This window comes from Pseudoalteromonas sp. S408, from assembly GCF_005886645.1.
Taxonomy (GTDB): domain Bacteria; phylum Pseudomonadota; class Gammaproteobacteria; order Enterobacterales; family Alteromonadaceae; genus Pseudoalteromonas.
In genome coordinates this window covers 1-25,290 of sequence record NZ_PNDY01000012.1, presented here as the reverse complement: position 1 = coordinate 25,290, position 25,290 = coordinate 1, and the positions used below count along the sequence as shown (strand labels likewise).

The 25,290-nt window shown below is 40.3% G+C and carries 19 protein-coding genes; 16 read left to right on the top strand and 3 right to left on the bottom strand.

Translation table 11 applies throughout. From position 1 onward, the window contains the following. The first annotated feature begins 124 nt into the window (after positions 1-124). Complete coding sequence (locus CWB62_RS10940) at positions 125-1,591, top strand: SLC13 family permease (RefSeq protein ID WP_138530376.1); 1,467 nt, start codon at positions 125-127, stop codon at positions 1,589-1,591. A gap of 138 nt (positions 1,592-1,729) precedes the next feature. Continuing rightward, entirely contained in the window at positions 1,730-3,148 is a 1,419-nt protein-coding gene (locus CWB62_RS10935) for a coniferyl aldehyde dehydrogenase (RefSeq protein WP_138530378.1), read from the top strand. 89 nt (positions 3,149-3,237) lie between these two features. Here CWB62_RS10935 and CWB62_RS10930 read toward each other — a convergent pair whose 3' ends face one another. Then, positions 3,238-3,963, bottom strand: coding sequence for a tetratricopeptide repeat protein (locus CWB62_RS10930; RefSeq protein ID WP_006791705.1), 726 nt, complete (start codon positions 3,961-3,963; stop codon positions 3,238-3,240). Positions 3,964-4,369: 406 nt separating this feature from the next. Here CWB62_RS10930 and CWB62_RS10925 point away from each other — a divergent pair, with 406 nt between their 5' ends. From CWB62_RS10925 to CWB62_RS10895, 7 genes are all read left to right on the top strand, one after another. Next, entirely contained in the window at positions 4,370-5,230 is an 861-nt protein-coding gene (locus CWB62_RS10925) for a DUF6279 family lipoprotein (RefSeq protein WP_138530380.1), read from the top strand. A 167-nt stretch (positions 5,231-5,397) separates the two neighbouring features. Continuing rightward, complete coding sequence (locus CWB62_RS10920) at positions 5,398-6,417, top strand: XdhC family protein (protein WP_138530382.1); 1,020 nt, start codon at positions 5,398-5,400, stop codon at positions 6,415-6,417. 3 nt (positions 6,418-6,420) lie between these two features. Continuing rightward, positions 6,421-7,017 (top strand): nucleotidyltransferase family protein, encoded by a 597-nt coding sequence (locus tag CWB62_RS10915; protein ID WP_138530384.1) that lies wholly within the window; start codon positions 6,421-6,423, stop codon positions 7,015-7,017. 276 nt (positions 7,018-7,293) lie between these two features. Next, a complete protein-coding gene (locus tag CWB62_RS10910) occupies positions 7,294-7,782 on the top strand; it encodes a (2Fe-2S)-binding protein (RefSeq protein WP_058404091.1) in 489 nt (162 codons plus the stop codon). Between the two features lie 12 nt (positions 7,783-7,794). Next, positions 7,795-10,086, top strand: a complete 2,292-nt coding sequence (locus CWB62_RS10905; RefSeq protein WP_138530386.1) for a xanthine dehydrogenase family protein molybdopterin-binding subunit — start codon at positions 7,795-7,797, stop codon at positions 10,084-10,086. Positions 10,087-10,288: 202 nt separating this feature from the next. Continuing rightward, the gene (gene moaA, locus CWB62_RS10900) at positions 10,289-11,260 is read left to right on the top strand and encodes a GTP 3',8-cyclase MoaA (RefSeq protein WP_138530388.1); all 972 of its coding nucleotides are present in this window, start codon (positions 10,289-10,291) and stop codon (positions 11,258-11,260) included. 105 nt (positions 11,261-11,365) lie between these two features. Then, positions 11,366-12,400 carry a GGDEF domain-containing protein gene (locus CWB62_RS10895; protein WP_138530390.1) on the top strand — a complete coding sequence of 345 codons (1,035 nt, stop codon included), beginning with the start codon at positions 11,366-11,368 and terminating at the stop codon, positions 12,398-12,400. On the opposite strand, the gene CWB62_RS10890 is transcribed toward CWB62_RS10895, so the two are convergent. Then, on the bottom strand, positions 12,397-13,335 hold the full coding sequence (locus CWB62_RS10890) for a LysR family transcriptional regulator (protein ID WP_058404095.1): 939 nt from the start codon (positions 13,333-13,335) through the stop codon (positions 12,397-12,399). The genes CWB62_RS10895 and CWB62_RS10890 overlap by 4 nt on opposite strands. 120 nt (positions 13,336-13,455) lie before the next feature. Between CWB62_RS10890 and CWB62_RS10885 the strand changes: the two genes are divergently transcribed. The 5 genes from CWB62_RS10885 to CWB62_RS10865 all read left to right on the top strand — a co-directional run bounded on the left by CWB62_RS10885 (position 13,456) and on the right by CWB62_RS10865 (position 22,947). Continuing rightward, the gene (locus tag CWB62_RS10885; RefSeq protein ID WP_138530392.1) at positions 13,456-14,625 is read left to right on the top strand and encodes an efflux RND transporter periplasmic adaptor subunit; all 1,170 of its coding nucleotides are present in this window, start codon (positions 13,456-13,458) and stop codon (positions 14,623-14,625) included. Between the two features lie 9 nt (positions 14,626-14,634). Further along, entirely contained in the window at positions 14,635-17,787 is a 3,153-nt protein-coding gene (locus CWB62_RS10880; protein WP_138530394.1) for an efflux RND transporter permease subunit, read from the top strand. After that, complete coding sequence (locus CWB62_RS10875; RefSeq protein ID WP_138530396.1) at positions 17,780-19,192, top strand: TolC family protein; 1,413 nt, start codon at positions 17,780-17,782, stop codon at positions 19,190-19,192. The genes CWB62_RS10880 and CWB62_RS10875 overlap by 8 nt, the downstream gene beginning before the upstream one ends. A 9-nt stretch (positions 19,193-19,201) precedes the next feature. Further along, positions 19,202-20,230, top strand: a complete 1,029-nt coding sequence (locus CWB62_RS10870) for a zinc-binding dehydrogenase (RefSeq protein ID WP_138530398.1) — start codon at positions 19,202-19,204, stop codon at positions 20,228-20,230. Between the two features lie 461 nt (positions 20,231-20,691). Continuing rightward, positions 20,692-22,947 (top strand): acyl-CoA dehydrogenase, encoded by a 2,256-nt coding sequence (locus tag CWB62_RS10865; protein ID WP_138530400.1) that lies wholly within the window; start codon positions 20,692-20,694, stop codon positions 22,945-22,947. A gap of 189 nt (positions 22,948-23,136) precedes the next feature. Here the strand turns inward: CWB62_RS10865 and CWB62_RS18860 are convergent, their stop codons facing one another. After that, entirely contained in the window at positions 23,137-23,295 is a 159-nt protein-coding gene (locus tag CWB62_RS18860) for a phage integrase N-terminal SAM-like domain-containing protein (RefSeq protein ID WP_283235011.1), read from the bottom strand. Positions 23,296-24,010: 715 nt separating this feature from the next. Here CWB62_RS18860 and CWB62_RS10855 point away from each other — a divergent pair. Together CWB62_RS10855 and CWB62_RS10850 are read left to right on the top strand one after the other, a co-directional pair. Beyond that, positions 24,011-24,823: a hypothetical protein gene (locus tag CWB62_RS10855; protein WP_138530402.1), complete on the top strand. Its 813-nt coding sequence runs from the start codon at positions 24,011-24,013 to the stop codon at positions 24,821-24,823. 99 nt (positions 24,824-24,922) lie between these two features. Next, positions 24,923-25,273 carry a hypothetical protein gene (locus CWB62_RS10850; RefSeq protein WP_138530404.1) on the top strand — a complete coding sequence of 117 codons (351 nt, stop codon included), beginning with the start codon at positions 24,923-24,925 and terminating at the stop codon, positions 25,271-25,273. The last annotated feature ends 17 nt before the right edge of the window (positions 25,274-25,290 follow it).

The following is a 25,290-nucleotide window of genomic DNA, read 5'->3' as shown; positions in this document are numbered from 1 at the left end:
CACTCTCACTAAACGCTTTAAATCTTTTACTTTATATTTATTGTGTTGGGTGATGTATATCCATTTGACAAGTCCTCACCATCTTATTTACTGTAACGTCTGTTAAAAAGCTTTTGGCGCACTAATGTTAAGCAATCTAAACAATATTAATCAAACATATTCAATTATGCGAAGCTTCTGGTTATGGCTTGGCCCCATTGTCATGCTGTTAACCTGTTTATTAGAGCCGCCAAGTGGCCTGTCTAATACAGCCTTTAAAACAGCCGGTTTAGCGTTTTGGATGGCCTCTTGGTGGGTAACTGAGGTTGTGCCTATTCCTGCGACTTCATTGTTGCCGCTCGTCATAACGCCACTTGTAGGTATTGCTCCTATCAAAATTACAGCAGCACCTTATGCACATCCACTCATATTTTTATTTTTGGGTGGTTTTTTAATATCAATAGCTATGGAGCGTTGGGGGCTACATAAACGAATTGCGTTAACCACTATGCTCTACGCGGGTAAAAAGCCTAGCTTACAAATATTAGCCATGATGCTAGTAACAGCATTTTTATCTATGTGGATGTCAAACACAGCAACAACGGTGATGATGTTGCCCATCGCGTTATCAATTATTCATTTAGTTAGTAATTCTGATTCTAGTGAAGATGAATTTGCAAAAGCATTACTGTTATCAATTGCCTATGGTGCCAGCATTGGTGGTATTGCTACGTTAATAGGAACACCGCCTAATGCCCTTATGGCAGCTTACTTATCTGAAAGTTACCAAATTGAAATTGGCTTTGGGCAGTGGATGATGGTAGGTGTACCTTTAGCAATTGTCATGTTGTTGGTGTGCTGGATATGGCTTACTAAATTTAGCTATCAAGTTGATAAAAATGCAGAAGACATACTAGACAGTAAAACCATGTTTGTTGATGAGCTTGCAGCACTCGGTTCGTTGCAACGCGCAGAAAAAGGGGTGTTTTTAGTATTTGCACTCGCAGCGCTTTGTTGGATTTTTAGACCGCTATTAGCTGACTTATCGGGTCTTGGCATTTCAGATACAGCTATTGCGATTGCAGCAGCCTTGGTGTTATTTGTTTTGCCAGCTAAAAAGGGCAGTGACAAGCGTATTTTAGATTGGGCGAGTGCGTCTAAAGTTCCTTGGGGTGTGTTATTACTTTTTGGTGGGGGCTTATCATTAGCATCACAAATTAAATCTTCTGGTTTAGCGCAATACATTGCACAGATGATAGAAGGTGCGAGTGCTATTCCGTTCGTTATGGGAATTCTTTTGGTTGTTGCGCTCATTACTTTTTTAACTGAAATAACGAGTAACACAGCCACGGCAGCTGGCTTTTTGCCGTTATTAGGCCCTGTTGCTGAAAGTGTTTTTGGATCGCCCTTAGTATGGGTTATTCCTGCTGCTATAGCATGCAGTTGTGCGTTTATGATGCCTGTTGCAACACCACCAAATGCCATTGTGTTTGGCTCGGGGAAAATTAAAATTCGCGATATGATCAAAGCAGGCTTTGCACTTAACCTAGTCGCTATCGTGTTAATTACACTTGTAACCATAACGCTCGCAAAAACAGTATTTAATTTTTAAAATGGAGTCCCTTTGTACCTCAAGCAAAGCGACTCTTAATCAGTATGTATGTTGTTGTAATAGGTAAATTAGTGTTATTGCTCGAAAAACAGAACAAGGTTATAGTCGACAATAACTTTAAAAATCGAGTAACCTATTTTGACGACAGACACAGTACAAACAGCTTCTTTATCAACGCAGTTTAATAGTTTGCAAAATGCGTTTTTAGATAACCCTTATCCTACAGTTCATTCTCGATTAGCCATTTTAAAAAAATTACGTTCGCGCATTGTAGAGCTTGAAGAAGAACTTATCAGTGCGGTATCTAAAGACTTTGGTTACCGTACTGCGTTTGATACCTTACTGGGGGATATTTTACCTACCGTGCAAGGGCTTTCGCACATTATTAAAAAGCTACCTAAGTGGTCAAAGCCTAGTAAACGTTCTGTGGGGCTTAGCCTATGGCCTTCAAAAGTAAGTGTTACCTATCAGCCAAAAGGCGTTGTAGGCGTTATCGCACCGTGGAATTATCCAATTCAACTTGCAGTTGTGCCAGTGATCACCGCAATTGCTGCGGGTAATAAGGTTATGTTGAAGCTGAGTGAATTTACTCCTCATACCAATGCTGTTTTAGAAAAGCTTTTTGATAATAAAATGAGCCAGCACGTATGTGTGGTCCAAGGTGGTAGTGACGTTGCAAGCGAATTTTCGTCCCTCCCTTTTGCACACTTATTATTTACCGGCTCTACAGGGGTTGGCAAATTAGTAATGAAAGCCGCCAGTAAAAACTTAACCCCCGTTACTTTAGAGCTTGGCGGCAAGTCACCAGTTATTATTACCGAGCAAGCTGATATTAAAAAGGCTGCGCACGCACTTTTATTTGGAAAAATGGCGAATGCCGGGCAAATTTGTGTTGCACCAGACTATGTATTTGTGCCTAAAACCTTAGAAAGCCAGCTCATTAAACAGCTATGTGAGCTTTATAAAAAGCATTTTAAGCAAGGTGTTGAAGGTAAAAATTTAACCTCTATTATTAGTGATTCGCATTATGCGCGTTTATCCGAATATTTGGTACAAGCACAAGCACTTGGGGCAAATGTCATTAAGCCACTTGAGCAAAATCAACAAGATGCAGATAAGCATCGTATGGGTCTGCATTTAGTCACAAACGTGACTGATGACATGCAACTTATGCAAGACGAATTATTTGGGCCTATATTGCCAATTAAGAGTTATGGGAAGTTAGAAGAAGTTCTTGATTATATTAAACAGCATCCTAACCCACTTGCTCTTTATATTTTAGGTCAAGATAAACAAGCGCAAGAGTACATTATTAAACAAACGCTCAGTGGCACCGTTGCCGTTAACGATACTCTGGTGCAAGTAACCGCTGACGACGCGCCATTTGGTGGCGTAGGTCACTCAGGTATGGGGCACTATCATGGTAAAGAAGGGTTTTTAACGTTTAGCCACGCTAAAAATACACTGGTTTCTGGTTCTTTTAACCCCCGTATAGGGTTGTTACTCAAGCAAAGTAAACTGCTAACTAAACTATTAAAGTGGCTATATATTAAGTAATACAAATTAATATTAAGTAATACAAATTAAGAAAGCTGAACTCGTTATGCGCAATGACACTAAGTTCAGCTTTATTTGTATGGCTTGACTTAAAACAGACGCCCTTCGCCTGCATAGGTGCCTGCAAGAATTTTAGTGTAAATTGCGTCGGCTTTTTCTTTTGCTTCTTCAATTTCTTTTGGTAGCATGGAACGCTCATCCAGCTTTCGGCTATGGCTTGCTTGCATGTTGCCATTGTATTCGGCAATCGTATTCCATATGTATGACTTTTCGAGGTTTTTTGGCATTCCTAACCCCTCAAAGTACATAAGCGCTAAATTAAATTGCGCTAAAGAATAGTTATTACCTGCGGCTTTTTCGTACCATGTTTTAGCAAGTTTGTAATCGTGACTAACACCGTCACCATTTGAATACATAACACCTAAGTTAAACTGTGCGGCAGGCATGTTTTTTTTGGCTGCTTTTTCGAATAGAGATAAAGCCATTTGTTTGTCTAATTTAACGCCTTTACCTTCATCGTATAATACCGCTAATGCAAACATTGAGTCTGCGTGGTTCTTTTTTACGCCTTTTTTGTATAGGTCGGCTGCTTTGTAATAATCGCGTGTAACGCCGTGGCCTTCTTCGTATAACTTAGCAAGTTCGTAAATGCCAGGTGCAAACCCTTTGTCGGCAAGGTATTCAAATTCTTTTAAAGCGAATTCAAAGCGACCTTCGTTTGCCGCAATAATACCTTCTTCAAGAGTCGCGTTGGCAAAAGGGCTAGCAATTAAAGCACCCGTAAGTAATAACGTTTTTAAATTAAACTGTGACATAGCGATGTCTCCAACAAGTAATCGTTTCACTGTGAGTTAAATAAAACCATTTTCTTTGCAACACTATTGCACTCACACGTAATGAAGGGCGTATAACATTGCTGTATTTTAGGTTTATTATATTGCTACAAACAAATTAGCGTGCATTTAGGTTTAGATAAACACTGTGTGCCATTATAGCTCAAATCGGGGTTGTTTTACCTAACCCGTTTGATGTAATAAGCGTAAGATACAGATATAACAGAAAATTTAAAAGAAATAACTAGGTCAAAGCACGGCTAAAAACGTGTTACTTTAATTTTATACTTTTGAGCTTACGTGCGATTAAAAGAGCGTGTTCGTAATACGCAAGGTCATTATGTAAGTAGCTTAGCTACGTTAAGCGTTCATGTTTGCAGAGGTGAAAATGTTTAAAACAATAAAAAATAAGTTGTCACATATAACGATTGCGTTAAGTGTGTTGCTATTAACGAGTTGTTCTGCTTCGTTTACTTATAATAATTTAACATGGTTGTCGTCATTTTGGGTTGATGACTACGTCGATTTAAACAAACAACAGAACAAACAACTAAAAGAAATTATTAATACCACACAGCAATGGCACCGCGACACACAATTGCCAGCATACAAGCAAGATATTGAAAACTTAAAATTGCTGTTTAATCAACAACTCAATCATGCCCAATTAAAAGAGCAGGTGGTATTTGCCAGAACGCATTGGAAAAACCTTCTTGAACATGCGCATTACCCCCTTGCACAGCTAGGGTATACGCTTTCTAAAAAGCAACGCGACGAATTTATACAAAATATACAAGATCAAATTAACGAAGATCGTGAGCAATATAACGAACAATCTAGTAAAGAGCGCAAAACTAAACGCCTAGAAAACCAGCTAGACTACTATTCAGATTGGCTTGGTAAGCTCACTGACCAGCAAAAGCAACTCATTGCAGACGCAAATAATGAACACACAGAATCAGGGGCTCTTTGGCTCGATTACAAACAAACTCGCTTAGATGCGGCTAAAGTAATAATGCATAATAAAAGCTTACCAGAAAACGAGTTTGTAAATAAACTGAGCCACGTAATAAAAGAACGTGAGGCCTTTATGAGCGAAGAACAATTAGCCATAAATGCAACCAACCTCGATTTATATGTCAATTTATTAATCGAACTCGCTCCTACATTGAGCAACAAACAGCGCGAAAGTGTTAATGATGAATTTGACAGCCTGATTGAAACTCTAAACGATTTAATGGAACCGTAAATAGTAAACCTTTACAGTGGATGATAATGCTTTATTTTATATAATATAAATATGATCTTATCGATTGGGTTCAACGTAAGTGAGGCGTTTTAAAGTTAGTCAGTTATTCACAGTAATATTTGTATATTTTGAAAAATACATAATTAAAGGACTCTAATGGCACATATATGGTAACTGATCTAAAAAGCATGCTGGCTACGTGGCACCCTTTGCGAGACGAACAGCAATGGGTATTGGCAACATTGTACAAAATTGAAGGCTCCAGCTACCGCAAGCTAGGCGCTATGATGCTTATTTCTAGCCTAGGCCAGCGTTTAGGTATGCTTTCGGGGGGGTGCCTAGAGGCAGATATTCAGCGCCACGCCAAACAAGTGATGACCTCTTTAAAATCAAAAACCATTACTTATGACGCAACTGACGAGGATGATTTAACTTTTCAATTAGGCATTGGTTGCGGTGGTATTGTTCATATTGTTTTACAGCCAGTGAATGTTGCTAATGAATACTTAAATCTCGATTCAGTTTTTAATGCGCTAAAAGAAAAAGTGTCAGGTTACTATTTACAACCCGTTCAACCTGTTTGTGCGTTGGGGCAGGGCGTTTTTTCAAAACGTAATGTTTCTGATGGCCTTTCTGTTAATCGTAAAGCACAAATCATTGAAAAAAATAATCAGCATTGGCTACAAGTAGCCGTATACCCAGCCCCCCATATTTTAATTGTGGGTGGCGGTGCCGATGCTGTTGCAGTTTATTCGATAGCAAAGCAACTAGGTTGGATCGTGACCGTATGGGATCCGCGTGCAGCTAATGCTAAAAGGCAATATTTTCAGCAGGCAGATACAATTTTACGTTGTCCCCCACAAGAGCTCGCTCAATATTGTGAAATGCAAAAGGTAGATGCCAGCATATTAATGGCGCACAGTGTTGAGCTTGATGCAAATGCACTTTTTGCGTTGAGCCAATCTAATTTAAAATATATGGGATTGCTGGGTCCAAAGCACCGACGCGCACAGGTTTTTGAGCAAGCCAATACAGCTGTTGAGGATGTTAAAGCACCTGTTTTTGGTCCTGTAGGACTTAATTTGGGTGGCGACTCGCCAGAAAGTATTGCATTGTCACTTATTAGTGAAATACATGCTGTGCTTTCTAATAAAGATGCTAAATCCCTCAGTAATTGGGGCCAATAAAGTATGCGCATAGCAAAAGTATTGTTAGCCGCCGGGCAATCGTCTCGTTTTAATGGGTGTAAATTAATAGCTAATGTTGGCAACAATAAAAGCATGATCGCGCGTGCAGTTGAAGTTTTACAGCAGTTAGACGCAAGCCCTGTTTATATTGTTTCTGGTGCGTGGCATAGCGAAATTACTCAAGCGCTTAAGCACTGTAATAACATTGAAATTATTCATAATTTACATTGGCATCAAGGTTTAGGTAAATCAATTGCGCTTGCAGCCAATCACTTAAAGCATAGTGGTGATTGGGATGGTATTTTATTTACGCTAGCAGATCAGGTTGAATTAGAGACTTGCGATATTCAGCTTTTAGTTACTCGATTTCAGAAAACTCCTACCCGATGGTGTGCTAACTACGGAAAGCGCTTAGGTGTGCCAGCAATATTTCCTCATGATGATTTTGATTTACTCACCACTTTAACGACTGACAAAGGTGCGCAACACTTACTTCGGAGCTCGGGTGATATTGTAAACAGCATTTTAATTAACCAGGCAGGCACAGATATAGACACCGTTGAGCAGTTAAAGCGCTACGCCTCTAAAATAGGGACTTAGTTACTAACGTGCACTATCGCTTATAAATCTATCGAAGCAGGTTCGGGTCAAATATAAAAAACAAACTAAACTTTAATTGAAAATTTTTAGATGCCTTGCAAATACAAGACTTCATCAATATTTGTAAGCGTAAAGGCATACTGCGCAGCGTGTAAACTTGCGTGCACTACTTAAGAGCAATGTTGAAGGGTCAAGTTGCTTTAATTTTAATGGTACTCCAACTGTTCAGCACAACTCGCGGTGCAGTTGATTGAAAGCTTATTCAAGGGGCGAGTTATGGTAACGTTTACAATTAATGGCAAAGTGATTGAATCACATGCAAGTGAAGATACACCTTTGTTATGGGTTATTCGCGATGAAGTTGGGCTAAAGGGCACTAAGTTTGGTTGTGGCATAGCAATGTGTGGTGCTTGTACTGTGCATTTAGACGGACAGGCTACGCGCTCATGTGTATTACCTATTGCTGCTGTAGCAGGTAAAAATATTACCACTATTGAAGGTCTTAATAACGAACACCCGCTGCAAAAAGCATGGGTTGATGAGCAAGTACCGCAATGTGGATATTGTCAGTCTGGCCAGATTATGCAAGCAGCAACATTGCTTGCAGAGAATCCATCACCAACTGATGAAGAAATTGTCAATCATATGAATGGTAATTACTGTCGTTGTATGGCTTACAAACGTATAAAGTCGGCAATAAAACGTGCGGCTGATGAATCACAAAGCGCAGTACAAATGTTTAACCCAAATGAGCAAGACGTTTAATTGGAGCGGATAATGAAAAAATTATTTCAAAAAAATAGCGAAACCGTCAACTTAAATCGTCGTTCATTTATGATTGGCAGTGCTAGTGCGGGCCTAGTGATGGCATTTGCACCTGCGTTATTTACAGGGTCTTTGAGCGCCAAAGAATCAATTTCACAACAGGCATTTTCACCAACTATTTGGTGGACTATGGGGGTCAATGGTGAGGTCGAGGTTAGTATAGCTAAAGCGGAAATGGGCCAGCATATTGGCACCGCATTGGCGCGAATAGTGGCCGACGAACTAGAATGTGATTGGGATAAGGTATCGATTACTTACGTAGACACCCATGAAAAATGGGGATATATGGTTACCGGCGGTTCGTGGTCAGTGTTTCAAAGCTTTAAACCGCTATCACAAGCTGGTGCCGCAGGGCGCTTAGCGCTTATTGATGCAGGGGCTAAAATGCTAGGGGTTAAACCAGAGCAATGCATTGCACAAAAAGGGCAAATTATTGCGGGTGGACAATCAGTAAGCTACGCCGATATTGTACAAAAAGGTGAGTTTAATCGTACCTTTACAAGTGAAGAGGTCGCACAGCTCCCTTTAAAACCAGCCAATAAACGTCATTTAACGGGTTTAAATCAAGATTTTAAAGCATTAGATATACCAGCTAAAACAAACGGTACAGCGGTGTATGGTATTGATGTTGAAATAGAAGGGATGGTGTATGCACGTCCGGTTATTCCTCCAACACGATATGGAAGTAAAGTAACAAGTGTTGATGACAGTGGCGCAAAAGCAATTAAAGGTTACCGCGGTTTTGAAATATTAAACGATCCGAGTAATACCGTTGAGGGATGGGTGGTTGTACTGGCTGATAATTATCACAGTGCAATTAAAGCGGTTGATGCCTTAAATGTTAATTACAAAGTAGGTAACACTGCTAACGTTTCTGAAGCCGATATTCAAGCGCAGGGCAAAAAATTATGTGACGATAGCGCATCTGGTACTTTATTTGTAGATGAGGGTAACACGCCTAAGGTCCTAGCTGATGCAAAAAATAAATTTGATGCAACCTACACCACCGCAACAGCAAGTCATTACCAGTTAGAACCACTTAATGCCATAGCTGAATTTAAAGACGGAAATTGGATTGTGCATACGGGTAACCAATGGCAATCACTTACGTTACCGGCGTTAGCTAAAGCCCTTGATATAGAACAAAATAACGTAATAATTCGTCCTTATTACTTGGGGGGCGGTTTTGGCCGTCGATTATTCGGCGATTGGACGGTACCCGCTGCGTTAACAGCTAAAGCAATAGGTAAACCGGTTAAGCTCGTGTTTACTCGCGCCGATGACAGTTTATTTGATCAGTCTCGCTCGGCATCTACGGCTAAGTTAACAGCCTCGTTTAGTGAAACGGGTGAGCTTAGTGCGTTAGAACATGCCTTTGCTGCAGGTTGGCCAACCAAAGCAATGGCGCCAGGCTTTTTAGCTCCGGGTGTTGATGGTAATGGTAAATTTGATTCGTTTTCTGCCTCTGGTGCCGATCACTGGTACAGCATGAGCAACCATCGTGCTCGTGCTATTAATAACGAGTTAGCGCAGAGTACATTTACACCAGGTTGGTTACGTTCAGTTGGGCCTGGTTGGATTGTTTGGAGTCTTGAGTCTTTTATAGATGAAATAGCTCATAAGCAAAGTGTTGATCCGGTTAAGTTTCGATTATCAATGCTTGACGGTAAAGGCAAACAAGCGGGTAAAGTACCAGAAAGTGTAGGTGGCGCGCGCCGATTACATGATGTACTCAAAAAAGTGTCAGACAAGGTCAGCTCAATAAAGCTCAATGAAAACGAAGGCATTGGTTTTTCAGTAAGTTCAGGGCAAGAGCGCCATATGCCAGCATGGATTGGCACCGCAGCGCATGTGCACGTTAACAAAAGCGATGGTAAAATTACCCTTAAAAAGTTATATGCTGTTGTTGATGCCGGTTTAATAGTGCATCCTGATGGCGCATTAGCGCAATTAGAGGGGTCATTATTGTGGGGAGCCAGTATGGCCTTACATGAGTCCAACTCTTACAAAAACGGCCAAGTAGCAGCTACAAACTTTAACACTTATCTGCCGCTAAGAATGCAAGATGTACCAGAAATGGACATTGAGTTTGTGCAAAGCGACGAGTTTCCTGTAGGGTTAGGGGAGCCAGGTGTTATTGGCATTGCGCCAGCAATTGGTAATGCTATTTTCAATGCAGTAGGTGTGCGTTTACGCGACTTGCCAATGAAACCAAGTGCAGTTTTAAAGGGTTTAAAAGCCTAATTAAATGCTTAAAGCGTGTGAACTTATGATTTACACGCTTTTGCAGTGCGATTTATTAGAGATGTTTAATTTTGAGAGAAATTTGCACCCTCAGAATTAGTTTAAATACGAGTCAACCCATGTGGTACTGTGTGAGCATAAAGCAATTCAACGCTCAAGGCTCAATGGGCTCTGTTTAAAAAAGTAAGGTTAAGGTTTATTTATGCTCATCGACCCAGCAGGGCGAAAATTTAGTTACTTACGTTTATCGATCACCGATGTGTGTAACTTCAAATGTGTTTATTGTTTACCCGATGGCTACCAATGTGACCATGATAGAGAGTTCCTTTCACTGAATGAGATCAGTAATACGATCAGTGCTTTTGCACATCATGGTATTACTAAGCTGCGTATTACCGGGGGTGAACCCACCCTAAGAAAAGATTTTATAGATATTATTCGTGCAGCAAAAGATACCTCAGGCATTACAAAAATAGCGGCTACAACAAACGGCTTTTCGATGCATAAACACATTAACAATTGGGTAGATGCAGGCCTTAATGCGATTAATGTGAGTATTGATACACTTGATGCAAGAATGTTTAACACCATTACTGGTCACGATAAATTTAATACAGTGATGAAAGGCATCGACACCGCGTTAGATAGTGGCATTGAATCGATAAAAATAAACAGTGTGCTAATGAAGCAATATAACGGCCAAGAGCTCGATACCTTTTTAGCGTATTTGAAGCATCGCCCAGTTACTATGCGCTTTATTGAGTTGATGCAAACAAATGACAACAAAGCATTTTTTGATGCAAACCATATATCGGGTCAGTCAATTAAAGCGCGATTGCGTGCAGCGGGTTGGCAGCCAATCATTAGAAGTGTCACAGCGGGCCCAGCTGAAGAGTTTTATCATCCAGATTACCAAGGCCGAATTGGTTTAATAATGCCCTACAGTAATGATTTTTGTAGTTCGTGTAATAGGCTAAGGGTGTCGTCTTTAGGTAAGCTGCACCTTTGCCTGTTTTCAGAGCAAGGCATCTCATTACGTGAATACATGAATGAAAGCTCAAACCAAGCACTTATAGATCGGCTCTCTGTTTATATTAAAACTAAAAAGCCAACACATTTATTGCATCAGGGTGAAACCGGGGTCACAACAAACCTTTCGATGCTAGGAGGTTAGCGGTTAAAATTACTACAATATGGCCGAATAACACTCAGTTACACTTGTTATATATTTATTACACGGTAGAATAATCCCTTAGTTCGACATTACTGAGTTAATTGAATGGATATCACTGCTCTAAATAGTACCAAAGCATTAAGAAAGCATGTTCTTGTATGGATGTGTTTGTTTTTTGGCTCTGTGTCACTGTTTTTTAGCGTTTTAAACGTATTTAGTGGTGTGTTCTTCCTCGGTTTTTTAGAACTGTGTTTTTCAGTTTATTGCTTATATACCATTTATCACTTAAACAAACATGCATTACGGTTTTGGCAATCAGTTGTCATGTGCGTGTTGGTGTGCATTATAGTTCTTTACGCTAACCTTATATCCGCCCCCAAATATGGATTATTTGTTTGGTCTTTTGCCTTACCCGTATTGTGTTATCTGTTGATGGGTAAGCGTTACGGTATCTTCTTTTCAGGCACAGTACTTGTTATTCAATCGTTAACTCTATTTAGTAAATATACTGGCGAATCAATTGTTAATTTTAATATGGCAATTAATTTACTATTAGCGTACGTCAGTATCTGGACTGTATCGCATATTTTTGAGGGAAGCCGTGCGCTTTCATCTAAACGTTTAAAAAATCTAGCACTGCTTGACCCACTAACGGGGGCGGGTAACCGGTTATCAATGAATCATTATTTTGAAGTGGAACTTATTGATAAAACAAATACCTATTTGTTTTTACTCGACTTAGATTACTTTAAACAAATAAATGACAAATTTGGCCACGACGTAGGGGATAAGGTACTTACTGAAATTGCTACGCTTTTAAGAATAACCTTAGCAAAGGGTTACGTGTTTAGGGTTGGTGGTGAGGAGTTTGCCGTTATTCATTCGTTTGATTCAAAAGAGAACGCTTTACTTGCTGCTGAAAAACTAAGAGCGACAGTAGAGAAGACGGAGTTTAATATAGACGGTAAAAAAATAAAGCTCACCATTAGTGTGGGTGTGGCAAGTCATCAGGTTAACTCTTCGCTCGAATCCATTTTTATTGCAGCCGATAAACAACTTTATAAAGCAAAACGTTTAGGCCGCAATAAAGTGTATGCTCATTCGAAAGAGCATAAAAATTCTGAACTAATACCTGCCTAATACATTTGCTCAAAGTTTGGAATACCGTGCTCCCATATTGGTTTATCTTTTCCTAAATATTCGCGTACTGCATCAAAAAATAATCGTGTACGTACAGGTAAATCTCTGTGCGGATAAACAGCATACATTGCACTGTAATCCATTAACTTTACATCCGTTAATATAGGTATTAATTTACCGTCGGTAATTTCGTCACCGATTATAAATGCCGGCGCTACAAAATAAGCTGTACCAGAGATTGCTTTCATAAGTAGTGCTTCAGCATCGTTAGCGCGATATACACTTTTTATTTTTTGCTCACATGGCTCACCCGAACTATTGTAATAGTCAACTGTTTCAACTCTCATCGAGTTACTGGCATAACTTGCGGCAGGTAAATCGGCTAATTCTTCCATTGTGGCTGGCATACCATACGTGCTGATAAATTCGGGAGCGGCAACAATTAACAAGCGATTACGGGCAATTTTGCGGGCGATTAGGGATGAATCCTTTGGCTCACCAATTCGAAATGCTAAATCGAACCCTTCAGATACAATATCAACTAATCTGTCATCAAGTCTTAATTCAACTTCAACTTGAGGGAAACGCTTTTGAAAGTCATTAAGTACAGGTTGTAAGTAGCGCCTACCAATGAGTGTTGATGAGGTTATTTTAAGGACGCCACGAGGCTCTAAATGGTAGTTTTCGGCCATTCGCACGGTTTCGCCTAGTAGTTCTCGTAGCTCACCGGCTTTTTTTATCATTTCTGCGCCGGCGGCAGTAAGTGAAAATGAGCGGGTAGTGCGGTTTAGTAATCTAACCCCTAGTTCATCTTCTAAACGACTAATTTGTTTTGAGATCACAGAACGGTCAATGTTACGTAATTCAGCAGCCTTAGCAAAAGAGCCTTGCTCAACCACTTCAAGCAACATCAAAAGCCGACTTGTCGTATCCATAAAACCACCATAAAAACACTATTGATGCCATTTTGGCATTAATGAATTTAAAAATCTATGGTTTTTGTCCGCAGGTATAAGCCGTAGTATGCGTTCTTAATCAATTAAAGGAGCGTCTTCATGAAAAAACACCTTATCGCTGCTGCATTTGCAGGCGCATTTTTAACACTTGCCGGCTGTGCAGATGAAAGCACACCGCCTTCGGCTCAAGCGCAATTTCTTCAACCTATCGATGTTGCTAACGTACTTGTTAAACCAGTACAAAGCTGGCACACCTATACAACTCGCTTAGAGTCACCGCAAGAAGTTGCACTCATGCCTCGAGTGTCAGGTGTTATAGAAGCGATTACATTTAATGAAGGCGACCTAGTTAAAAAAGGCGATGTATTATTTAAGTTAGATGACCGTCCGTTTGCGGCAGTGGTTGCCAGTTTAAAAGCGCAGGTTAGTAGTGCGCAAGCTGCACTTGAACAAGCAAAAAGCGAGGCTAAACGCGCTGAGCGATTAACTGAGCGTAAAGCAATTTCAACGGAACAAGCAGAGTCACGAACGTCTGTATTACGCCAACGCGAAGCACAACTTGCAGCATTACAAGCGCAATTAACCTCAGCCAAACTTGATTTAGAATTTACAGCCATAGTGTCACCAATTGATGGTGTGATTTCGCGTGCCAATATAACTAAAGGTAACAACATTATTGCAGGGCAAAGTGTGTTAACCAGTATTGTTTCTAACGAAAAAATGTATGCCTACTTTGACGTAGATGAGCGCACATGGAACAGCGACTTCAGTAATGTAACCGCACAAAGCCGTCAACCGGTAGTAATGCAAAAAGTAGGCGAGCGTGGGTTTGCTTACAAAGGTTACATTAACTTTATTGATAATCAAATTAACTCATCAACCGGTACGCTGCGTGTACGCGCCGTATTTGACGAAGATAACAGTCACCTACGTGCAGGTTCATTTGCGCGCATTAAGCTTGCTGCTAATTCAGTAACAGAGCAAATAATTGTCCCAGACAGAGCGATAGGGACTGACTTAAAAAACCGATTTGTACTTACTGTTGGTGAAAACAACGTGCTGCAGTACAAATTAGTGACAGTGGGTGAGCGTTATGGCTCTCTTCGCGCGGTCACGTCAGGCCTTTCAGAGGGCGATGTAATCGCAGTAAATGGCCCTGCTCGCGTTGGACCAGGCATGCCAGTGGCACCTAATAAAGTAACCATTGATAGCAGTGATGTTGCATTCACACTGACCAATGACGATTCAAGCTTAGTCGCAAAGCAATAAGGTTTTTAGATGAAATTTTCACATTTTTTTATACAGCGACCCATATTTGCGGCCATGCTGTCGTTGGTCATTTTAATTGCTGGTGGTATTTCGTTATTCCAACTGCCGGTCAGTGAATACCCAGAAGTAGTACCGCCTACCGTGGTTGTAACTGCAAGTTACCCAGGGGCTAACCCAACGGTAATAGCACAAACCGTAGCAACACCACTAGAGCAAGAAATTAACGGCACAGAAAACATGCTATATATGTTTTCGCAAGCAACCAGCGATGGCCGTATGACACTAACGGTGACCTTTGCATTAGGCACCGATTTAGACCGTGCACAAGTACAAGTACAAAACCGTGTAAACAGTGCATTGCCTCGTTTACCCGAGGAAGTGCAGCGTTTAGGCGTAGTCGCTGAAAAATCATCACCCGATTTAACTATGGTGGTGCATTTATATTCTCCTGAAAAATCACACGATACTGCGTACTTATCTAACTATGCAGATCTCTATATAAAAGATGAAATTGCTCGCTTATCTGGTGTGGGCGACATTCGCTTATTTGGCGCCGGTAAATACTCCATGCGTGTGTGGTTAAACCCCGATGCACTTTCTGCACGAGCGCTGACCGCGACCGACGTGGTAACTGCGCTTCGCTCGCAAAACCAACAAGTTGCAGCGGGTAGTTTAGGTGCTCAGCCTGTTTCTAACGAGAGCCAATTTCAAGTATTGTTAAATGTAAAAGGCCGTTTAAACAGTATTGAAGAGTTTGAACAAGTAATTATTAAAGTGGGTGATGAAGGGCAAATAACACGCCTTACTGATATTGCCCGCGTAGAGCTTGGCCAAGACAGCTACTCACTACGTGCTGAGCTTGACTCGCAACCCGCATTAGCTATGCCTATATTTCAGCGCCCAGGCTCAAATGCAATAGAACTTTCAGACCAAGTACGAGAAACCATGGCGCGTTTATCACAAGACTTCCCTGAAGGTGTTGAATACGACATTGTTTACGACCCTACAGTATTTGTTCGTGGCTCTATAGACGCTGTTATTGCTACTTTGCTTGAAGCTATTGTACTGGTTGTTATTGTTGTTATTGTATTTTTACAAACATGGCGAGCTTCTATTATTCCACTTATTGCGGTGCCTATTTCACTCATTGGTACTTTTGCGGTAATGCAGTGGTTAGGCGTATCTATTAACACTTTATCGTTGTTTGGGTTGGTACTTGCTATTGGTATTGTGGTCGATGACGCCATTGTAGTGGTTGAAAACGTTGAGCGTAACATTGAGCAAGGGCTTTCGCCACTTGAAGCAACCCGCGTTGCTATGAGCGAAGTAACAGGGCCAATTATTGCCATTGCATTGGTATTATGTGCGGTATTTATTCCAACGGCATTTATTACCGGACTTTCAGGTCAATTTTATAAGCAATTTGCCTTAACAATTACTATTTCAACTGTTATTTCGGCGATTAACTCCTTAACGCTGTCGCCAGCATTAGCAGCACTATTGCTAAAATCTCACGATACTAAACCAGATGCATTTACGCGTTTGTTAAATAAATTGTTTGGCCGCTGGTTATTTAAACCCTTTAACCGTGTATTTGACCGAGGCGCCAAAGGCTACGAAAAATTAGTTAAAAAACTAATTCGTATGAGCTTTATTGTGATGGTTGGCTATGTGGCCTTAGTTAGCGGAACCATTAAGCTGTTTGACGCGGTGCCAGGTGGGTTTATTCCACAACAAGATAAGCAATATTTGGTTGCCATTGCACAGCTACCCGATGCAGCAAGCCTTGACCGTACAGAAGATGTGCTTAGACAGATGCAGCAAATTGCACTTGAAGTACCGGGTGTTGCTAATACGGTTGCCTTTCCTGGTTTATCAGTGAATGGTTTTACTAACAGCCCTAATAGCGGCATAGTATTTACCCCATTAGACGCATTTGAGAACCGAACAGATCCAAGTCAATCTGCCATGGCGATTGCCGCGCAGCTAAATCAGCGATTTGCAGCAATTGACGAAGCGTTTGTCGCGGTATTTCCACCGCCGCCAATTCAAGGTTTAGGCACTACAGGTGGCTTTAAACTACAAATTGAAGACAGAGCAAACAAAGGCTTTGAAGCGTTATTTAATAGTTTACAAACAGTGATTGGTAAAGCACAACAAGACCCAGCACTCATGGGGCTTTACTCAAGCTTTAGAATTCAAGTACCACAAATGGATATTGATATTGACCGCGAACAAGCGTTAATTCAAGGTATTGCGCTTGACGAAGTGTTTAATGCTTTACAAATTTACTTAGGTTCTGTGTATGTAAACGACTTTAATATGTTTGGCCGAACATACCAAGTAAATGCGCAAGCAGATGCTGATTATCGTCTAGACCCTGATCAAATTCTTAATCTTAAAGTAAGAAATCGCAAAGGGAACATGGTGCCATTAGGCTCAGTGCTGACGGTGACGCCAACAATAGGCCCAGATCGTGTAATGCACTACAACGGCTATCCAAGCGCTGAGTTAAATGGTAGTCCAGCACCCGGGTTTAGCTCAGATCAAGCACAGCTAGCAATAGAAGCTATTTTGGCCGATAACTTACCCACTGGGATTGAATATGAGTGGACTGAAGTAACCTATCAGCAAGTATTAGCAGGTAACACTATGGTATACGTGTTCCCATTAGTTGTACTCCTTGTGTTTATGGTATTGGCAGCACAGTATGAAAGCTTGCGCTTGCCATTAGCAATTATTTTAATTGTTCCTATGACTATATTTTCAGCATTATTTGGCGTGTGGTTTGTTGGTTCAGACAACAACATCTTTACGCAAATAGCGCTCATTGTATTGGTGGCTTTGGCCTCTAAAAATGCGATATTAATGGTTGAATTTGCTAAAGATAAAAACGATACCGGGTTATCCCATATAGATGCCATATTAGCGGCGTGTCGAATGCGTTTACGCCCAATTTTAATGACATCAATTGCTTTTACTGCGGGTGTTATACCGCTTGTACTTGCAACTGGAGCGGGAGCAGAAATGCGCCATGCAATGGGTAATGCCGTATTCTCAGGGATGATTGGCGTAACCGTATTTGGCTTATTATTTACACCTGTGTTTTATATGCTCGTTGTAAAGAAAAAAAACGACGCACAGGAGTTGTCAAATGACTAAACCAATAACTAAGCAATTTAAAACACAGCTAACGGTTGCCACTGTGTTAATGGCTGCATTTTTGTCTGGCTGTGCAAGCAAAATAGATACACGTAGCGAGCAAAATGCAATTAACGAATTTGTTGCAAATGCTGCAGTAGCTGAACAAATAAGCGGTGCAGACGAAACTAACTGGTGGCTGGGGCTTGAGTCTAAGCAACTCAATCAATTAGTAACAGATGCTTTGGCTAAAAACTACGACTTAAAAACAAGTCAGCTTGTGCTTAAAAGCGCATTAGCTAGGCTGGGTGAGCAAAAAGCACAATATTTACCGCAAGGTGGTATTGAAATAGGCGCTCAAAGAAGTGGCTTAGGTAATACAAATACACGCCAATCAAGCGCTAATTTTGCGCTTGATTGGCAGCTTGATTTATTTGGGCGAATTACTGCTTTGGTTGATGCAGCGAATGCATCAGCCATGAGCCAAGCAGAGCAAGTTCGCTTATTGCAAATTGAAGTTGTCTCGTCGGTTGTAAAAGGGTTTGTAAGCTATCAAGGTAATGTTGAAAAACAGCGTATTATTAGCCTGCAAATAGAAGCACTTGAGCAAAGTATTGATGTGCTACAGGCACGTGTTGATGAAGGCGTTGCAAGCGAACTTGATTTAAATCGGACTATGGCGCAATTGCGTCAGCAACAAGCGTTAATTCCCGCCATTGAGTTTGCAAAGTACAGTGATTTATCAACCCTTGCAGTGCTAACAGGTCGTTTAACTCAAAACACTAAGTTGACTAACGAACAGAGCGTTTTAACTAACAAGTTTAACGTAACACTTGCTAAGCCAAATGACGCTATTGCATTGAGGCCAGATATTAGCCGCGCACTTTATGATTTTAGCCAAGCCAACAGCTTAAGTGTGGCTGCAAGTAAAGCTTTACTACCTGATGTAAGCCTAAGTGCTTTTGCAGGTGTACTTAGCTTAGGCAGTAATGGGTTTAACGACACACAGCAGCAGTGGCAAATAGCGCCTCAATTACAATGGTCATTATTAAGTTACCCTGCTCTTTTAGCACAGCGCGATGCGCAGCAATTATTAAGTGAAGCAGCCTACAACGATTATCAAAACGTTGTTCTTAAAGCACTTAGTGAAAGTGAGCTCTCGTTGCAGGGAATGGTTAATCAGGCACAGCAAAAAAACTTTGCAGATGAGCGTTATGACTTTGCTAATAAGGCCTTTTTACAGGCAGAGGCCATGTATGAGGAAGGTCAAATTCCTTATCTAGAGTTGTTAGATGCCCGTCAGGATGTTTTAATAGCGCAAGAAAATGCAGTTGAAACAACCATTTTATCGTTACTTGCAAAGGTCAATGCGTACCAGTCATTTAATGGGCGTTGGAGCTATGCATTAAGTAACACAAATAAGTAGAGTTTAACGATGTCTGATACTGATATTTTAGCACAAAATACTATACCGCAAACAATGCGTGCCATTGTATTAGAAACGCCTAATGAGCAAATAAGTTTAGCTGACATCGAGATACCCGTACCTGAGTGTTCAGATAACGAGCTATTGATAAAGGTAGAATATGTTGGCTTAAACCCTGTTGACGGGCATTTTGCAAAATCAGGTTTTTGCTTGTGGCAGTATCCGCATATTTTGGGGCTAGATGCCGTGGGTGTTGTTGTAAAAGCAAGCAAAGGGATTTTTCCTAATGTGGGTGAGCGTGTTATGTGGCATGCAAACGTAGGTGGACAAGGGGTATTAAGTGAATACACCAAAGTACCTAACTTTGCAGTATCTGTTGTACCGTCAACTTTAAACCCAGCCGTTGCTGCCGTACTGCCTTGTGCCGGAATGGCGGCGCTTATTAGCCTCGATAAAATTAGTATCACAGAAGGTCAAACTGTATTTATTGACGGTGGTGCTGGCGCTGTGGGCCAGTTTGCTATTCAGTATGCAAAACAGCGAGGAGCCGATGTATTTGCAACTGCTTCTAAAAAAAATCACAAACTTGTTAAACAGCTCGGCGCGGATGTTGTGTTTGACTACAACGATAAAAAGTTGTGTGAAAAAATTCGAAGGGAGCTGGGCCCGCAGGGGTTTGATGCCGTTATAGATACTGTGGGTGGCGAGTCTACAGCGCGAAATATCGAACTAATGCGATTTTGCGGCAAAATAGCCTGTTTAAATCCATTGCCATGTTTTGACCAAAATTTAATGTATAGGCGTGCACCTAATATTAGTGTTGTGTCGCTTGGTGGTGCATGGTTGGCTAATAGTTTGTGTGCCCAACAGCGTTTAAGTTTTATGGGCAATTTGTTAATAGAGGGAGCTAATAATGGCGACATTAAAGCTCCGACCCTAACGCCTGTTGAGTTTAGCGCAAGCGGAGTTTCACATGCTCTAAATACACAGTTAGCGGGTGGATTTACCGGCAAGCAAGTCGTACAAATAGGCTGTTAACACGCTTTAGTTAATACAAAACGCAGCGTATTTAAGCTGCGTTTTTTTATGCCTTTTTTCTTGTATATTTATTTTAATAAGCCCAATCGTGCTGTGCATTTTTATAAAAAACGAATGATCTCATAGCACATAATTAACGTGTTAACTTTCCTTGTTTCATCCAATAAATCAGGCTTATATTTTTAAAACTAAAGCGCGCTTTATATCACAAAACAATTCAAAAAAGCGGGCATTATTCTCATGATCTATTATTTGATGCCTTAGCGCGGCGTTTTATTCATCAATTTTTAAATAAATACTATTTTCAGCGTACAAGTGTAAGCCTTTGTGTTTCAACAGTTTACGTTCGGGTAAAGAAAATAATTTGAAAAAACTGTTAATTAATTGGATAGAGTAATTGATCTAAAGCGATTTTTATGACGTAATGTAGGTATTATTTATCTGGTCGGATGAGTTCAATCATGAGTTTACGTACAAAGTTAAAAAAAGTTTTACCAAGTATTTCTATCACTGAGCAAGAAGCGCTAGACGCGGGTGATGTATGGCTTGAAGGTTCTATCTATCAAGGTAAGCCTGATTTCAGTGCATTACGTGATGTTCCAGCAGCTACTTTAACAGCTGACGAGCAAGCATTCCTTGACGGCCCTGTACAAGAGCTATTGGGCATGATTGATGATTCAGTTATTCAAAATGGCATTCACTTACCAAATGACATTTTAGAATTTTTGAAAAAAGAGCGTTTCTTCTCGCTTATCATTCCTAAATCGTTTGGTGGTTTAGAGTTTAGCCCTTACGCTAATTCAACAATTGTTGGCACAATTGCGACTAAAAGTTCTGCGGTTGCCGTAACGGTAATGGTACCTAACTCGTTAGGTCCGGGTGAACTACTTCTTCATTTTGGTACACAAGAGCAACAAGCGCATTACTTACCACGCTTAGCAAACGGTACAGACATTCCATGTTTTGCATTAACTAGCCCAGAGGCGGGTTCTGATGCAGGCGGTATTCCAGACGCTGGTAAAGTTACTAAAGGTATACACAACGGCGAAGAAGTACTTGGCCTTGAAATTACATGGGACAAGCGTTACATCACACTTGCACCAATTGCGACTGTTCTTGGTTTAGCTTTTAAAGTTGTTGACCCTGATGGTTTACTAGGTGGTAAAGAAAACTTAGGTATTACATGTGCACTTATTCCAAAAGAGCACCCAGGTGTAGAACTTGGTAACCGCCACGATCCAATGGGTATCCGTTTTTATAACGGTACTACACGTGGTAACAAAGTATTTGTACCAATGGATTTTGTTATCGGTGGACAGAAAAACATCGGCCGTGGTTGGCAAATGCTGGTTAGCTGTTTAGGTGCAGGCCGTGGTATTTCATTACCAGCGCTAGGTGTAAGTACAGCGCAAGTTGCACTTAAATCTGCATCTGAATACGCAGCAGTGCGTGAGCAGTTTGGTTTATCAATCGGCCAGTTTGAAGGTATTCAAGAAAAACTAGCTGACATTGCGGGTAAAACATACCTACAAGAAGCAATGCGTGTACTGACAACTGAAGGTTTAGGCATGGGCTTAAAACCATCGGTAGTAACAGCAATTGCTAAATACCACATGACAGAGCTTGGTCGCGACGTATTAGACTCTGCGATGGATATTCAAGCAGGTAAAGCGATTCAAAATGGTCCGCAAAATACACTTGCAAGTGGCTATGTTGCACAACCTATTGCAATTACTGTAGAAGGCGCAAACATCCTTACTCGTAATCTGATGATTTTTGGCCAAGGTGTTATGCGTTGCCACCCATATTTACAATCTATGGTTGAATCAATCCACAGCGACGACAAAGGCGCTGATGCAGAATTCAACGGTATTTTACGTAAAACAATTGGTTACAGTACAGCAAACAGCTTACGTGCATTTCGTTTAGGTGTATTACCATTTACGGCTGGCGCAAGCTCAGCATTACCAGAAGTACGTGACTACGAAAAAGCAGTACACAAACTATCTGCAAAACTTGCAGTATACGCTGACTTCTCGTTGTTAGTACTTGGCGGTAAATTAAAGCAAGCTGAAATGCTATCAGCACGTTTAGGCGATGTAATGAGCTTTTTGTATGCAGCTATGGCATCAATCAAATACTACGAGCAAAAAGTAGCGAGCAGCGAGCGCGAGCAAGCAGCACCTTACTTCCACTATGCAACTCGCTTTGCACTACAAAGCGCAGAAGAAGCATTGCACAAGTTCTTAGATAACTTCCCTGCAAGTGGTACTCGTAAGTTTATTCGTTTTATTACGATGAACTACTCAACTAAAATGCCAAAAATCAGCGATGATTTAATTCGCGAATTAGCTGAACAAGCACAGCTTGATACAGCCTTTAAAGCGCAAATAACGCATTTAGTTAAGCCTATCGAAGGTGACGGTCATCACATCAACGAGCAAGCTTACAAAGCTAAAATTGCATCACTAGCTGAACTTGCAAAAGTTAAAAAAGCACTACGTGCAAGAACTATCAAGCCAGGTGCTCGCTTTAGCATCACCCTTGAAAACGCACTTGCTGCAAATGTAATTACAGACGCTGAGTTTGCTCAGTTAATTGATTACAACAAAAAGCGTGAAAAAGCGATTCGTGTTGATGAGTTTGATTTTGATATGAACATATTAGATGACAACGCACAACCAGTTAACCCACTTAAAAGTGTTGTTAACCAGTAAGCTATAAAGCTAATTCAATGATGCAAAGCGCCAGCAAAATCGGCGCTTTTATTTTTGAGCAAATAATTAGTGTGGAGCCCCGTTTGATTAAAACTAAACGGGGCTTTTTTGTGTGTTATTCAAAGTAGCAATAGATAGCGATATTGGTTTGAAAGCAAATATGTAACGGTAGAGGATTAAAAGAGGCGCTCATAATCTTGAAAAAGGGCTAACAACCCCATTAGCAGCTTGTGTTTTAGCTGACATGTTACGTTTTAATACAGTATGTTCTAAAAACGCTTCGACTTCTGAATTTCCCATTGAGCGTGGGTGACGTTTGTTGTGAAAGTAAATAAAGTTTGGACCCAACTCAAATAAGCATTAATAATTATTAATGAATACTGTCGAGTGAGCATATAGTCGGCAATGTAATTTTAAATACGCATAGCGAGTTTTCATTTTCAATCCGTCGAGTTTGTGCTGTATATATGTACAGTTATGGCTTGGTCGCTCGTTTCATACTATGAAAAAAAGCGAGCACAGATGAATTTTAATAACACTGGCAATTAGTTGACAAGTTTGTTAAAAATAAACTAATAAGAAAACGAGCTGCGCAGTGGTAGAAATACGCGCGATTAGCTCGCTATAAACATGTTATGTTTTCAAGGATGATTCGAGATTAATATTTGCCGTACGCTAGTAATATCAATTATTATCCCGAGTGTAATCGTCATTTTGGGTGTTCAATCTACCTACTGGTTTTCTTTGCGTAGTGTGCTAACTAATATCGAAATTTTTTATTCTATTATCGCAATCGTTAGTGGTATTTACCTGTTTAAAAGCATCAAGTTTCATTCTAAGACTAAATTTATTATTGGGTGGTTAACTTATTTATTTGTATTGGCACAAATCATATTTTGGGGTAGTTTACTAACAGCATGTGCAAATGGTGACTGTCTCTAGCACGAAAACATAACAAGTCACTCAAAAGGACAAATAACAGTTGGCTGTTGCTCCTTCGTCGCACATTATAGCCAACTATTATTTGCCTCTTAGCGGGGCGTTATGTTTTACAGGAAGTATCGTGAGTGATTTAGATAAGTTCATTAAACAAATAAACCAATTAACAGAGCCTGCACGCAAGATCTCACAGCAAATAGATAAAGTTATTCCGCCTTATGTTCAAAAGCTTAACCAAACCTTTACCCCCCTACGCCACCAAGCAAACGCACTATCTAAATTATATAGCCCCTTCTTTGAACAAGTTCACTCACTAATTCAGAAGACAGCCACAGCTGCGAAAGAGTGGCAAACAGCAAGAAAAGCTGATGTTACGGTAATGGCGGAAAATGGTTGGTATCCGAATTGGTTTACTTTTTTTTATCAGCCAGCTCAAGAACCAAACTCTTTAGATGAGTTAATGGTAATGCACTTAGAAGAAAATTGGGATGAGTTAACAGTAAAAATAATAGAGCTTTGCCCTAATCGGGAACATCTACTAAAAACTGCTTTCAAGTTACATGAAGAAGGAAATTATATTGCAGCAATTCCTTTATTTTTCTCTCAAGCGGATGGCATATGTTGTGAAGTTTTAAAAAGCTTCCTATTTACCGGAAATGATACAAATGAAAAGCTTGATACACTGATAGAAAATGGGGAACTGGAGGTTAATATGCTACTTGATGTTTTTTTAGAGCCTTTTAAACTTACAAACCACCATAATGCTGGGATCTCAAAAGCAAGTGTGGCTCACAAAAAGAAAGCACCAAATAGAAATGGTATTTTACATGGACATCGCAAACATTTAGATTACGGAACAAAAATAAATTCTTTAAAGTGTTTTTCGTTGCTTGCTTTTACTGTTTATACAGTTAAAGAAATGGTCAGTGGTAAGTAAAACATAACAAGAACATCAAACGGAAAAATTACAGTTGGCTTTTTTCGTTCCTCAAAAATTATAGCCAACTATATTTTTCCGCTTATGTAAGCGTTATATGTGTCTATGAATAAAAGTATCTTGAAAGTTTTGTTATTTATTTCATTTGCTTCATTGGCAAACGAGGAGTTGCCTGTCTGGGAATTTCCAGTTTTGGGCTCGAAGCATATAGGGAATTACTGTTCTGAAGAAACGAACAATGTAATTTTTGAGCTACAGCTTTCAAATAACGGTGTAATTGAACAAATTATTTTTGTAAAAAAGAGTTCTGTTGATGAAGTCAATAAAGAAGCTAAAGCAAATGTCATGGCGTTGTCACCATTTGAAGAATTTAAAAATATGTCAGTTGGTGATGTGGTTAAATATAGTAAAGTAAAAATGACTTATTCGATTCCGTGCAAACACATATAACAAGTGACTATGGTGTC

What these genes read in the sequence shown, in the direction of transcription:
- moaA (WP_138530388.1), top strand. Translation starts at nt 10,289, where the DNA reads ATGCTCATCGACCCAGCAGGGCGAAAATTTAGTTACTTACGTTTATCG.
- CWB62_RS10910 (WP_058404091.1), top strand. Translation starts at nt 7,294, where the DNA reads ATGGTAACGTTTACAATTAATGGCAAAGTGATTGAATCACATGCAAGT.
- CWB62_RS10930 (WP_006791705.1), bottom strand. Translation starts at nt 3,963, where the DNA reads ATGTCACAGTTTAATTTAAAAACGTTATTACTTACGGGTGCTTTAATT.
- CWB62_RS10940 (WP_138530376.1), top strand. Translation starts at nt 125, where the DNA reads ATGTTAAGCAATCTAAACAATATTAATCAAACATATTCAATTATGCGA.
- CWB62_RS10870 (WP_138530398.1), top strand. Translation starts at nt 19,202, where the DNA reads ATGTCTGATACTGATATTTTAGCACAAAATACTATACCGCAAACAATG.
- CWB62_RS10925 (WP_138530380.1), top strand. Translation starts at nt 4,370, where the DNA reads ATGTTTAAAACAATAAAAAATAAGTTGTCACATATAACGATTGCGTTA.
- CWB62_RS10915 (WP_138530384.1), top strand. Translation starts at nt 6,421, where the DNA reads ATGCGCATAGCAAAAGTATTGTTAGCCGCCGGGCAATCGTCTCGTTTT.
- CWB62_RS10885 (WP_138530392.1), top strand. Translation starts at nt 13,456, where the DNA reads ATGAAAAAACACCTTATCGCTGCTGCATTTGCAGGCGCATTTTTAACA.
- CWB62_RS10875 (WP_138530396.1), top strand. Translation starts at nt 17,780, where the DNA reads ATGACTAAACCAATAACTAAGCAATTTAAAACACAGCTAACGGTTGCC.
- CWB62_RS10895 (WP_138530390.1), top strand. Translation starts at nt 11,366, where the DNA reads ATGGATATCACTGCTCTAAATAGTACCAAAGCATTAAGAAAGCATGTT.
- CWB62_RS10865 (WP_138530400.1), top strand. Translation starts at nt 20,692, where the DNA reads ATGAGTTTACGTACAAAGTTAAAAAAAGTTTTACCAAGTATTTCTATC.
- CWB62_RS10890 (WP_058404095.1), bottom strand. Translation starts at nt 13,335, where the DNA reads ATGGATACGACAAGTCGGCTTTTGATGTTGCTTGAAGTGGTTGAGCAA.
- CWB62_RS10905 (WP_138530386.1), top strand. Translation starts at nt 7,795, where the DNA reads ATGAAAAAATTATTTCAAAAAAATAGCGAAACCGTCAACTTAAATCGT.
- CWB62_RS10920 (WP_138530382.1), top strand. Translation starts at nt 5,398, where the DNA reads ATGGTAACTGATCTAAAAAGCATGCTGGCTACGTGGCACCCTTTGCGA.
- CWB62_RS10880 (WP_138530394.1), top strand. Translation starts at nt 14,635, where the DNA reads ATGAAATTTTCACATTTTTTTATACAGCGACCCATATTTGCGGCCATG.